Origin of the sequence: Sphingobium sp. TCM1, from assembly GCF_001650725.1 — a bacterium.
In the GTDB taxonomy this organism is placed as follows: Bacteria; Pseudomonadota; Alphaproteobacteria; order Sphingomonadales; family Sphingomonadaceae; genus Sphingobium.
On sequence record NZ_LXVX01000018.1, the window covers coordinates 56800 to 69004 of the forward strand.

At 67.2% G+C, this 12205-nt stretch carries 14 protein-coding genes; 2 read left to right on the plus strand and 12 right to left on the minus strand.

What is annotated here, in order from left to right; all coding sequences use genetic code 11:
- Window positions 1-67: 67 nt before the first annotated feature.
- Window positions 68-946, plus strand: coding sequence for a UTP--glucose-1-phosphate uridylyltransferase (locus A7Q26_RS14430; protein ID WP_066860965.1), 879 nt, complete (start codon window positions 68-70; stop codon window positions 944-946).
- Window positions 947-1043: 97 nt separating this feature from the next.
- On the opposite strand, the gene ssb is transcribed toward A7Q26_RS14430, so the two are convergent.
- From ssb to A7Q26_RS14460, 6 genes are all read right to left on the minus strand, one after another.
- Window positions 1044-1628 carry a single-stranded DNA-binding protein gene (ssb, locus tag A7Q26_RS14435; RefSeq protein ID WP_066860968.1) on the minus strand — a complete coding sequence of 195 codons (585 nt, stop codon included), beginning with the start codon at window positions 1626-1628 and terminating at the stop codon, window positions 1044-1046.
- 73 nt (window positions 1629-1701) lie between these two features.
- Entirely contained in the window at window positions 1702-2274 is a 573-nt protein-coding gene (locus A7Q26_RS14440) for a hypothetical protein (protein ID WP_066860971.1), read from the minus strand.
- A 141-nt stretch (window positions 2275-2415) separates the two neighbouring features.
- Window positions 2416-4290, minus strand: coding sequence for a ferrous iron transporter B (feoB, locus tag A7Q26_RS14445; protein ID WP_066860973.1), 1875 nt, complete (start codon window positions 4288-4290; stop codon window positions 2416-2418).
- Window positions 4287-4544: a FeoA family protein gene (locus A7Q26_RS14450; RefSeq protein WP_066860976.1), complete on the minus strand. Its 258-nt coding sequence runs from the start codon at window positions 4542-4544 to the stop codon at window positions 4287-4289. The genes feoB and A7Q26_RS14450 overlap by 4 nt, the downstream gene beginning before the upstream one ends.
- An 87-nt stretch (window positions 4545-4631) precedes the next feature.
- A complete protein-coding gene (locus tag A7Q26_RS14455) occupies window positions 4632-5294 on the minus strand; it encodes a COQ9 family protein (protein WP_066860979.1) in 663 nt (220 codons plus the stop codon).
- 68 nt (window positions 5295-5362) lie between these two features.
- On the minus strand, window positions 5363-6244 hold the full coding sequence (locus tag A7Q26_RS14460; protein ID WP_066860982.1) for a DMT family transporter: 882 nt from the start codon (window positions 6242-6244) through the stop codon (window positions 5363-5365).
- A 69-nt stretch (window positions 6245-6313) separates the two neighbouring features.
- On the opposite strand from A7Q26_RS14460, the gene A7Q26_RS14465 reads away from it, so the two are divergent.
- Entirely contained in the window at window positions 6314-7408 is a 1095-nt protein-coding gene (locus tag A7Q26_RS14465; RefSeq protein WP_066861085.1) for an alkene reductase, read from the plus strand.
- 63 nt (window positions 7409-7471) lie between these two features.
- Here A7Q26_RS14465 and ribH read toward each other — a convergent pair whose 3' ends face one another.
- The 6 genes from ribH to A7Q26_RS14495 form a co-directional block, all read right to left on the minus strand.
- Entirely contained in the window at window positions 7472-7894 is a 423-nt protein-coding gene (ribH, locus tag A7Q26_RS14470) for a 6,7-dimethyl-8-ribityllumazine synthase (RefSeq protein WP_066860983.1), read from the minus strand.
- 12 nt (window positions 7895-7906) lie between these two features.
- Window positions 7907-9190, minus strand: a complete 1284-nt coding sequence (gene ribB, locus A7Q26_RS14475) for a 3,4-dihydroxy-2-butanone-4-phosphate synthase (RefSeq protein ID WP_066860986.1) — start codon at window positions 9188-9190, stop codon at window positions 7907-7909.
- A 70-nt stretch (window positions 9191-9260) separates the two neighbouring features.
- Window positions 9261-9875 (minus strand): riboflavin synthase, encoded by a 615-nt coding sequence (locus tag A7Q26_RS14480; RefSeq protein ID WP_066860989.1) that lies wholly within the window; start codon window positions 9873-9875, stop codon window positions 9261-9263.
- Between the two features lie 59 nt (window positions 9876-9934).
- A complete protein-coding gene (gene ribD, locus A7Q26_RS14485) occupies window positions 9935-10918 on the minus strand; it encodes a bifunctional diaminohydroxyphosphoribosylaminopyrimidine deaminase/5-amino-6-(5-phosphoribosylamino)uracil reductase RibD (protein ID WP_269747259.1) in 984 nt (327 codons plus the stop codon).
- Window positions 10919-10923: 5 nt separating this feature from the next.
- Window positions 10924-11421: a hypothetical protein gene (locus tag A7Q26_RS14490; protein ID WP_066860995.1), complete on the minus strand. Its 498-nt coding sequence runs from the start codon at window positions 11419-11421 to the stop codon at window positions 10924-10926.
- Between the two features lie 77 nt (window positions 11422-11498).
- Window positions 11499-12194, minus strand: a complete 696-nt coding sequence (locus tag A7Q26_RS14495) for an energy transducer TonB (RefSeq protein WP_157102563.1) — start codon at window positions 12192-12194, stop codon at window positions 11499-11501.
- Between the last annotated feature and the right edge of the window lie 11 nt (window positions 12195-12205).

The window sequence follows — 12205 nt, forward strand, 5'->3', positions numbered from 1 at the left end:
GCATATCTCTACGGTCTTTCACGCGATTCCAGACGCGTTTTTCGCGTTGCAGCGAGAATGGAGCAGCATGTCTCACAAGCCTATTCGCAAAGCCATCTTTCCGGTTGCCGGTCTTGGCACCCGTTTTCTTCCAGCAACAAAGGCGGTACCCAAGGAATTGCTGCCCGTGGTGGATCGGCCACTGATCCAATATGCGGTCGACGAAGCTCGCGAGGCGGGGATCGAGCAGATGATCTTCGTCACCGGCCGGGGGAAGGGCGCGATCGAGGATTATTTCGACATCGCCTACGAGGCTGAGGCGACCCAGCGCGAACGCGGCAAGGATCTGTCCGCGCTGGACGGCACGCGGTTGATGCCGGGCAACGCGGTCTTCCTGCGTCAGCAGGAGCCGCTGGGCCTGGGCCATGCGATCTGGGTGGCCCGCGACATCGTGGGCGACGAGCCCTTCGCCATCCTGCTGCCGGATGAATTCATGAAGGGCGCGCCCGGCCGTGGCTGCCTCAAGCAGATGGTCGACGCCTATGACAAGGTCGGCGGCAATCTGGTCTGCGCGCTCGAAATCCCCATGGACCAGACGCCCAGCTATGGCGTGATCGATCCGGGCGCCCGCGATGGCGCGCTGACCGAGGTGAAGGGGCTGGTGGAAAAGCCCGCGCTCGGCTCCGCGCCGTCGAACCTGATCGTGCCGGGCCGCTATATCCTGCAACCGCAGGTGATGAAGATATTGGAGACCCAGGAAAAAGGCGCGGGCGGGGAAATCCAGCTGACCGACGCCATGGCCTCCATGATCGGGAGCCAGCCGTTCCACGGCGTGACCTTCGACGGCCGCCGCTTCGACTGCGGGTCCAAGGCCGGCTATATCGAGGCCAATCTCGCGCTGGCGCTGGAGCGCGCCGATCTCAAGGATCATATCCGCGCCTTCGCCCAGGAAGAGCTGGCCCGCTGATCGGACCATCGCGGCCCGCCGGAGGGCGGGCGGCCAGCAAAAAGGGCGGCCCCCGAGGGGGGAGCCGCCCTTTTTTCATGTCCTGGCAGCGTGCGCCTCAGAAGGGCACTTCATCATCCAGGTCATTGTCGAAATTGGGGCTGCCCGCACCGCCACGGCTGCCGCCGCCGAAATTGCCGCCGCCCGACGAGCCGCGTCCGCCGCCGAAGCCGCCGCCCTGACCGCCGCCGAAATCATCATAGTCGCCGCCGCCAAAGCCGCTCGATCCGCCGCTCCAGTCGCTCACGCCCTGCGAACGGCCGCCGCCGCCGCCTTGGCCGCCGGCGCCCGGCGCGCCGTCCAGCATGGTCAGCACCGATCCCAGCCCCTGAAGCACGACTTCGGTGGTGTAGCGGTCATTGCCCGACTGGTCCTGCCACTTGCGAGTGCGCAGCTGGCCCTCGATATAGACTTTCGATCCCTTGCGCAGGAAGCGTTCGGCGACGCCCACCAGCCCTTCGGAAAAGATGGCGACGCTATGCCATTCGGTGCGCTCCTTGCGCTCCCCGGTCATGCGGTCCTTCCAGCTTTCGGACGTGGCGATGCGCAGATTGCACACCTTGCCGCCATTCTGGAAGCTCTTGACCTCCGGATCGGCGCCGAGATTGCCGACCAGAATGACCTTGTTGACCGAGCCTGCCATGTTTCCTCCAACGCGTTAGCCGGCCCTTATAGCGGCCTGTTTTGGGAGGTCCAGAACGGACTTGGGCGCAGGTTCAATGCGCCAGCGCGCCAAGGGCGAGGCCGCCCGAAAGCAGCGCCAGCCAGGATGCGGCCGCGCGGCGGAGCCAGGGCGCCCGGTGCCCGTCGCCACGGCCCCCGCATTGCCCGCCCAGTGCCGCCCAGAACAGCGCGCAGAGGAAAATGGAGGCAGCGAACAGGGCAACATGCGGCAGGAAGGCCGGTGCGCGCGGCGGCGGCAAGAGCGCCAGCGCGACGATCAGCCCCTTGGGATTGAGGAGGGTGGTGACGAACAGCCGGCGTGCGTCCACGGCGGGTGCGACGGCCCCCTCCATGGGCGTGCGCCACAGCGCCAGCGCCAGATGGAGCGCCCATGCCGCTGCCGCGAGCTTGACCGTCTGCGCCAGTCGGGGCCAGTCGGCCATGACCTCCGTCCCCAGCATCGCGACCGGCAGCACGACGGCCAGATAGGCCGCCATTTCCACCGGCACGAGCCGTGCCGTCCGGCGCCATCCGCCCTGCGCGCCGGACAGCGCCATCAGCATGTTGGTGGGGCCAGGCGTCAGCAGCAGCGCCCAGACGGAAAGAAGGAAGGGCAGGGTGGGCATGGGTGGACGTCCGTGGGTCGATGTCCGGCCCCGTTATCCCGTCATGGAGCGCCCGGCCTTGATCCGCCGCAAAATCGCGAACCGCGGTTGGAGAGCGGCTGGGCGTGCCGAACGACCTTTCCGGTCGCCGGCCAATCCCCCTTATCCCACGCCCAGCGCCGTCGCGGTCCAATAGGTCAGGCCCGCCGCAACATAGGCCAGCACGAAGAGATAGCCGACCATGAACATCGGCCATTTCCAGCCATTGGTCTCGCGCCGCGTCACCGCGATGGTGGAAATGCACTGGGGCGCGAAGATGAACCAGGCAAGGAAGGCGAGGGCGGTCGGCAGCGGCCACTGGTTCTTGAGCCGGTCGCCCAGGCTCTGTTCCAGCGCTGCCTCGTCATCGCCCGCGTCGATCGAATAGACGGTCGCGAGCGCCGACACGGCGACTTCGCGCGCGGCCATGGCGGGGATCAGCGCCAGCGAAATGTCGCGGTTGAAGCCGATCGGTTCGAGCACGACATTGAGGCCGCTCGCGATCCGGCCCGCGATCGAATGGTCGACCTGGCTGGTGGGATCGCCGTCCGGCACGCGCGGGAAGCTGAGCAGGAGCCACAGGATCACGGTCGAGGCGAAGATGATGGTGCCCGCGCGCTTGAGGAAGATGATCGCGCGCTGCCACAGGCCAAGCAGGATGTCCTGCGGGCGCGGCCATTGATATTTGGGCATTTCCATCAGGAAGCCGCCGCTCGCGCCCTTGGTGACGGTGAGCCGCAGGATGAGGGCGACCAGCATGGCGCCGACGATGCCCGCGACATAGAGGCAGAAGAGCACGAAGCCCTGGAGGCCGATGCCGAGGCCCCCCCCGAACTCGAAAATGTCGCGAGCCGGGATGAAGGCGCCGATGATGACGGCATAGACCGGCAGGCGCGCCGAACAGGTCATCAGCGGCGCGATCAGGATGGTGGTCAGCCGGTCTCTGGGGTCGGAGATGGTGCGCGTGGCCATGATGCCGGGAATGGCGCAGGCGAAGGAGGAAAGCAGCGGAATGAAGGCGCGGCCCGAAAGGCCCACCTTCGCCATCAGCCCATCCATCAGGAAGGCGGCGCGGACCATGTAGCCGGTCGCCTCCAGCATCAGGATGAAGAAGAAGAGGATCAGGATCTGCGGCAGGAACACCACCACCGAACCCACGCCATTGATGACGCCGTCGACCAGGAAGGAGCGGAGAATGCCGTCGGGCAGGGCGTCTCGGGCCGCGTTGGCGGCCGCTTCGGCAAAGCCCTCGATCATGGCGATCGGCGCTTCCGACCAGGCATAGACCGCCTGGAACATGATGAAGAGCAGGCCGAGCAGCAGGATGAGGCCGAAGACGGGATGCAGAGCGACCCTGTCTACCGCCGCGGTGAGGCGACGCGAGGGCGTTTCGCGCACGATCGTGGCGCGCGCGATCCGTTGCGCTTCGCGCCGGGTCGCGTCGAAATCCCGGTCCTGTCCGGCAGGATAGGGGCGCGGCGCGCCGTTCAGCAGGCTTTCCAGTTCGGTGCGCAGATGATCGAGCCCGCGCTTGCGCACTGCCACGGTCGAAACGACCGGCACGCCCAGTTCGCGCGACAGGATGGCGGCGTCCAGTTCCAGCCCGTCGCGGGTGGCGAGGTCCACCATGTTGAGCGCGACGATCGTCGGCAGGCCGAGCGCGATCAGTTCCAGCGCGAAGCGCAGATGATTGTCCAGATTGGCCGCGTCGACTACGATCACCAGGGCATCGGGCCGTCTCTCGCCGACCTGCCGGCCCATCACCACGTCGCGCGTCACTTGCTCGTCCGGGCTGGCCGAGTCCAGGCTGTAGGTGCCGGGCAGATCGACCAGCTCGACCGGGCGGCCGTCCGACAGCGACAAGCGGCCGGCCTTGCGCTCCACCGTCACGCCCGGATAATTGCCGAGCTTCTGCCGCGCGCCGGTCAGGGCGTTGAACAGCGCGCTCTTGCCCGCATTGGGATTGCCGACCAGCGCGATCAGGGGCAGGCCGCTCATGCGTCGCCCTCCTGCGGTCCAGTACGGACGGTCACGGCGGCAGCATGATTGCGGCGCATGGCGATGGTCATGCGGCCGATCCGGCAGGCGATAGGCCCGCGTCCGAAAAAGCCACCATGGTGCAGCGTTTCGACGCTAGCGCCCTCGCACAGGCCGAATTCCCGCAGGCGCTGCCCCTCGATAGCGGAGAGGGCGGACCAGTCGATCAGGTCGACATAGGCGGGTTGGCGCAAAGGCAGGTCGGTCAGACGCAAGGGAAAGCACTCACAGGCTATTTCTGCGAGTGACTATCAATACCGATACGAAATGGCCAGCGGGAATCGTGGCCCCGCGACGGCAGATCATGCTGGCGGATAGCGCAGCCGACCGATGAAGCGCGACAGACTGAGCCGTTCGCCGCCGCCGATGCCCTTCCATTTGGCCTTGGCCTGTTCGAACCGCATCACGCCCTCGATCCGGCGCGCGAGGAAGGCGCGGCTGTCGGCATGGTCCTCGCTCTCGTCATCGACGAAGACCAGCAGGGTGGAGGCATAGACCGCAGTCAGCGTCGTGCGCTTGCTGTAGTGATTGAAATCGGTCGCGGTGTCGCCGGCGGCGCGCCACATGATGTCGGCCGCGCGCCAAGCCAGCTTTGCCGCGCGCGGGGCGTTAGTCGGCAGGGCGAGGATGGCGAGCGCGCGACGCAACGCTTCGCGATCGGGCGCCAGCAGCGCCAGCCGGGCTTCGACCAGGGCGATGATCTTCCGACGAATCGACAATGTCGCCAGCGCCTCGGCGGGGAGCGCGTCGCTCATCCGGGCGTCGATGCTGGCGAACCAGGCGTCGATCATGTCGACCGCGCCGTCGGCGAAGGCGAGCTGGGCGATTTCGGCATCGACGCCTTTCTCCGCCGACGCCATCGCAACCGCTTGGGGTCGCCAGCCGTCGAAGGCGGCGTGGCGCGCCAGCCCGGGCGCCAGCAGGGCACGGATTTCATCGAGGGTGAGGTCGGAGATGTCGCTCATGCCGGGCAACCTAGAGCGATTTCCCGTCAGATGGAACAGCGGAGGGCTCGGAAATCGCGGCCAGCAAATCAGGCGCGTCCCGGCAGGCGCACAAGCACCAGCGCGGCCGCCACTGCCGCCGTTCCCAGCATGTCGATCGGACCCAGCCACTCGTCGAACAGCAGCCACCCCAGCAGCGCCGACACGGCCGGTTGCAGCAGCAGGCTCAGTCCCAGGACCAGCGGCGAGAACCAGCCGATTGCGTAGGTGAGCAGCCCCTGGCCGACCAGCTGGCTGGACAGGGCGAGCAGGATGAGCGGCGTCCAGTCGTGCGGCATGATGGTTTCGCCCAGCGCCAGCGCGCAGAGCAGCAGCACCGGGGTGCTTGCCGCGCTCGACGCCGCCAGCACCGACCAGGCGTCGAGCCGTTCGCGCGCGCCCTGCACGATCAGCAGATAGGCGGTGTAGAATATCCCCGCGAGCAGGCAGAGCAGGTCGCCATGGAAATTGCCGATGGACAGTTCATAGCTGCCGCCCATCATCATCAGCGCGCCCGTGCCGGCCAGCGCCAGCGCGGCGGCCTGGATCGCTGTCGGGCGCTGGCGCAGCACCAGCAGCGCCCAGGCGGGCAGGAACAGGCCGCTCAGATTTCCGAAAATCGTGGCATTGGCGACTTTGGTGTAGAGAATGCCGATATGCCAGGCCGCGAGGTCCAGCGCGAACACCAATCCGGACAGAGCGAGGGCGATCCATTCACGCCGCATGGGCGGCGTGCGCTTCAGTCCCGGCAGCGCCAGCAGGACGAGGAAGGGCAAGGCGAGGCTGAGGCGCCAGAAGGCCGCTGCGACCGGGCCGACGTCCGAGAGTCGCACCAGCACCGGCCCCAGCGGCAGGATCAGGTTCGCCAGGATCAGGGCGGGAAAGGCGGCGCGCGGCATGATGATTGTCGCGGCAGGGGTTGAAGTCGGCATGGCGGCTCCCTAGCTGGCTTTGCGCATCAAGTCCCGTTGCATTTTGCAACCATGATGAGGGAGAATTTCGTGACGACCCTGTTCGATCCCGTCCAACTCGGCGCGGTCAGCGCGCCCAACCGCGTGCTGATGGCCCCGCTGACCCGCGGTCGCGCCACCCGCGACCATGTACCCACCCCGATCATGGCCGATTATTATGCACAGCGCGCCTCGGCCGGCCTGATCATCAGCGAGGCGACCGGCATTTCCCGCCAAGGGCTGGGCTGGCCCTATGCGCCGGGCATCTGGTCCGACGAGCAGGTCGCCGCCTGGAAGCCGGTGACGCAGGCCGTGCATGACAAGGGCGGCCGGATCATCGTCCAGCTCTGGCATATGGGCCGCGCCGTCCACAGCAGCGTGACCGGCGAGCAGCCGGTGTCTGCCAGCGCTACCGCGGCGCCCGGCGACGCGCATACCTATGAGGGCAAGAAGCCCTACGAGACCGCGCGGCCGCTGGCGCTGGAGGAAATTCCGGGGCTGATCGACAGCTATGTCCGCGCTGCGCACAATGCGATCGCCGCCGGCTTCGACGGGGTGCAGATCCATGCCGCGAACGGCTATCTGATCGACGAATTCCTTCGCGACAACAGCAATTTCCGCGACGATGCCTATGGCGGCAGCGTCGAAAATCGCGTGCGCCTGCTGGGCGAGGTGACGCAGGCGGTGGTGGATGCGATCGGCGCTGACCGCGTGTCGGTGCGCCTGTCGCCCAACGGCGATTCGCAGGGGGTGAACGACAGCGATCCGGCCAGCCTCTTTGCCCATGCCGCCGATGTACTCGACGCGATCGGCATTGCCTTCCTGGAATTGCGCGAACCCGGACCGGACGGCACCTTCGGCGCCACCGACGTCCCGCGCCAGTCCCCGCTGATCCGCCAGCATTTCAAGGGGCCGCTGGTGCTCAACAGCGATTATGACGCGGAGCGGGCGCAGGCGGACCTGGCCAGCGGGCTGGCAGACGCGATCAGCTTCGGCCGCCCACTGATGGCCAATCCCGATCTGGTCGAGCGCCTTCGGACCGACGCGCCGCTCAACCCGCCCCGGGAGATGACGACCTGGTATGGTCCAACGGCCGAGGGCTATACCGACTATCCGACGCTGGAGCAGGAAAAGGCGGCGGCCTGAATCAGAAGCCCGGCCGGACATCGGGTTCGGCCGGGCTTTTTCCTGCCAGTCTTCGGGGCCGGATCAGGCGCCGAATTTTTCGCGCAGCGCCAGCATGGCGATCGCCGCCTTGGCCGCTTCGCCGCCCTTGTCCTTCTGGTCGGGACGGGCGCGCACCAGCGCCTGCTCCTCATTTTCCACGGTCAGGATGCCGTTGCCGATGGCGATGCCGTCCATGCTGAGCGCCATCAGGCCGCGCGCGCTTTCGTTCGACACCACTTCGAAATGATAGGTTTCGCCGCGGATCACGACGCCGATCGCGACGAAGCCGTCATAGCGGCCGGTTTCCGCCGCCATCGCCACCGCGCCGGGAATCTCCAGCGCGCCCGGCACCGTCACCACCTCATATTTGTGGCCGGCATCGTCCAGCGCGGCCTTCGCGCCTTCGATCAGCAGGTCGTTGAGATGGTCGTAGAAGCGCGCTTCGACGATCAGGAACTTGGCCATGCTGATATCCTCTTACAGTTCGATCGGCCGCTGCCCAACCACGGACAGGTCATAGCCGTCAAGCGCGATCAGGCTGTGGTGGCTGTTGCTGAGCAGGACCATGTCATGCACGCCCAGCTCCGCCAGTATCTGTGCGCCCACGCCATAGTCGCGCAGTTCGTCCATGCCGGCGACCTTCTGGCCGGCATGGGACCGGATGCTCTGGGTCAGGAAATCGTCGCGCTGGCTGCCGGTCAGCATCACGATGAGGCCGGCGCCTTCCTCCGCCACGATTTCCATCGACCGGGCGAGCAGGCCCGCGCGCTTGCCGTTGGCTCCATAGACATCGTCCAGCAGCGACAATTGATGCATCCGCACCAGAGTCGGCTGGTCGGGCACGACATGCCCCTTCTGCAACACCATCTGCTCGGTATGGGTCGCCTTGTTATAGAAGGTGATCGCCTTCCACTCGCCGCCCCATTGGCTCTGGAAGTTCGCTTCCGCGCGGCGTTCGACCATATGGTCGTGGCGGCGGCGATAGGCGATGAGGTCACGGATCGTGCCGATCTTCATCTTGTGCTTCTGGGCGAAGGGGATGAGGTCGTCGAGGCGCGCCATGGTGCCGTCATCCTTCATCACCTCGCAGATAACGCCCGAGGGGTTCAGGCCCGCGAGCCGCGCCACGTCGACCGCCGCCTCGGTATGGCCGGTGCGTACCAGCACGCCGCCGTCGCGGGCCACCAGCGGGAAGACATGGCCCGGCGTCACGATGTCGGCCTTGCCCTTCGACCCGTCGATCGCGACGGAAATGGTGCGGGCGCGGTCGGCGGCGCTGATGCCGGTGGTGACGCCCTCGCGCGCTTCGATCGACACGGTGAAGGCGGTTTCGTGCCGGGTGCCGTTGTTGCGGCTCATCAGGTCCAGGCCCAGATGCTCGACCCGGTCCTTGGTCAGCGTCAGGCAGATCAGGCCGCGGCCATGGGTCGCCATGAAGTTGATCGCATCGGGCGTCGCCATCTGCGCGGGGATGACGAGGTCGCCCTCATTTTCCCGATCCTCGTCATCGACCAGGATGAACATGCGGCCGTTGCGGGCCTCGTTGATGATCTCTTCGGGGCTGGCGAGCGCGGTGCCGCCCTCGCGCTTCAGGAGATAGGCTTCCAGCTTGCCCAGCGTCTCGGCGGTCGGATTCCAGTCGGCCTCGCCCAGCTTGCGCAGCGAATTGGCATGGAGGCCGGCGGCGCGCGCCAGGCCGGAACGGGACATGCCGCCGTCAGTGACGAGGGTGCGGACGGTATCGAGAAGTGCAGACGACATGAAACGACTCCTTCCCCGGATGGGATAGGGGGCGTATATCACATCACAATGTGATTATTGCAAGGCGCAATCACATTGTGCGGTTGCGAAGGCTCTGCATCCGGTCGAGATAGCGTGCCAGCACGTCGATCTCCAGGTTGAACGCGCGGCCTTCGGGCAGCGCGTCCAGCGTCGTCGCGGCGGCGGTGTGGGGAATGATGTTGAGGCCGAAATGCACGCTGCCATCGGCCTGGTCCTCGACGCTGTTCACCGTCAGCGAGATGCCGTCGAGGGTGATCGAGCCCTTGGTGGCGAGGGCCGGCGCCAGTTCGGCCGGTGCGCGGATGACGAGCCGGGTCGAATCGCCTTCATGGACGGCCGACACCAGATGGCCGATGCCATCGACATGGCCGGTGACGATATGGCCACCCAGTTCGTCGCCGACCTTGAGCGCGCGCTCGAGGTTCAGGCGGCCGCCCTGTTCCCACAGGCGCGGTGCGGTGCGCGCCACCGTTTCGGCCGACAGGTCGACCGCGAACCAGTCCTCGCCCTTTTCCACCACCGTCAGGCAGGCGCCCGAACAGGCGATCGACGCGCCGATCGCGACGCCGTCCATGGCATAGGCGCAGCCGATGACGAGCCGCAGGTCGCCGCGCTGCTCATGGCTGCGGATGATGCCGATGTCGGTGATGATGCCGGTGAACATAAAGCGACAGTTCCTGAATTCCGTCCGTTCCTTCAGAACGGGATGCTTCGCGCGCTGATCTAGGCGCTCCGCACCCGCTCGTAAACCTCCAGCCGGTCGACGCCCAGCGCACGCGTTTCGGCGATGCGCCAGCGGTCATGGGCGTGGGCCAGGTCGGCAAGGCCGATGTCGCCGATCCCCGCCAGCCCGGCGCCGATGACGATCGGCGCGCGATAGAGGAGCAGCCGGTCCACCAGGTCCGCGCGCAGAAAGGCCGCTGCGGTTTCCGCGCCGCCCTCGACCAGCAGATGGTCCACCCGGTCGAGCGCGGCGATTTCTTCGGGCGCGCCGATCCGCGTCCAGCCCCTGGGCGCATCCTTCCGGGTCAGCAGCAGCCGGCGGGGCGAGCGATCCTCCAGCCCGCGCAGGCGCACGTCGAGGCGGGGCGCATCGGCGCGCAACGTGCCCCCACCCACCAGGATGGCGTCATGCCGCGCCCGCTCCATGTGGGCGTGGGCGCGCGCGTCCGGCCCGGTGATCCAGCGACTCGCCCCGTCCCTGAGCGCGATCCGGCCGTCGAGCGAGAGGCCCAGCTTGAGCGTCACATGCGGTCGGCCCAGCGTCTGGCGCAACACGAACCCCGCCATCGCGGCGGCCGCCTCGTCCGCCATCAGCCCCATTTCGACGGCAATGCCCCGATCGCGTAGCCAGGCGGCGCCCTGTCCATCGGTGCGTGGATCGGGATCGCGCAGCGCGATCACCACGCGGGAAACCCCGGCGCGGGCCATCAGATCGGCGCAGCGCGGGCCGCGTGGGGACAGGTGGAAACAGGGTTCCAGCGTCACATAGCAGCAAGCCCCGCGCGCCCGGTCCATCGCCTGCTCCAGCGCCTGCGCCTCGGCATGGGGGCGGCCGCCCTTCTGGGTCCAGCCGCGTCCGACGACCTGGCCGTCGCGGACGACAAGGCAACCGACATTGGGATTGGGCGTGGAAAGGCCGCGCCCGCGCCGCGACAGGGCGATGGCCGCGGCCATCAGGCGCGTGTCGTCTCGGGGCGAAGTCATGCCGGTCAGGGCTGGGCGGCGCCCGCTTTCGGCGCGGCCTTTTCCGCCTTGGCCAGCCGCTCGTCGAGCAGTGCGTCGATCGCCTTGACCGCTTCCTTGCGCCTTGCGGTATTGCGGGCCTCTTCCGCGCGCCATTCGATGCCGAAGGCGTCGGCATAGCCCTGCATCTTCTTCTGCTGCTTGAGCAGCGCCGCCTCACGCTTGGCGAAGTCGATCTTTTGCTGGAGGATGATCGCCGCGTCGGATCGGTTCGCGTCCCAGCTTTCGACATAGATGATCTTGTTGCGCGTCGGCATCGTATTGGTGTTCGCGTCGATGACGAAGGTCCACACGATCACCCAGGTGAGCGCGACGGACAGGCCCAGCAGCGGCCATTTATGCTGGCGCTGCTGACGGAAATAGCCCCAGAAGTCGCCAAGCGCGCTCTTGGGGGAAACGGGACGGGGAAAGATCGCCATGCCGCCCTTATAGGACAGGGCCGGCGCAGATGCAAAATGGTCCATGCCTGCTCCATTCTCCTGCAACCCTCCCGGGCAGGAGGTGCAGGATTTGCGACGCCGAAGGCCGGAGGCCGCGGACCTTACCGATCCGTCAGCGTGAACCGCACGGTCAGCGATTTGGTCGCACTGATCGCAACACCGTCGCGAGTCGCCGGGCGGAAGCGCCATTTGCGCAGTGCGTGCCGCTGGGTCGCGAGCCAGAAGCTTTCATCGGTCGCCGACAGTTTCTCGATATCGGTGACGCGCCCTTCCGGGCTGATCGTCACGCGCACCGTCACCGCGCCTTCCAGTCCCTGGCGAATCATGGCGCCGGGATAGTCCGGCTGGAACGCGGCCATGGCGCGCGGATCGATCGACGGCTCGGTCAGTACTGGCGGGCGCGGCGGTTCGACGGGGGGAACGATGATGGCCGGTCCCGGATCGGTCCCGGTCCCCGATCCGGGTGTCACGGTGATGGGCGGATCGCCGTTGGGCAGGACCACCACCGGGTCGGTGACGGTGGGCTGCTGCTGACGGGGGCGGGCCTGGATCTTTGGATCGGCCGGCGGCTCCACGATCGGCTCGGGCGGTGGGGAAAGCGGGATATGGGTCGTCGTCAGCGGCGGCGGCGTGAAAGCGGTTTCGATCACCTCTCTGGGGATCAGCAGGAAGGCGCCGATCACCAGCGCATGGACCGCCACCGTTCCGCCCAGTCCCAGCGGCGACTTTCGCGCGGCGCCGTAGCGCGCGCCCATATCCTGCTGACCCGCCTGCCCTTGTCCCGTTCCCAACGCCATGAGTCGCATCG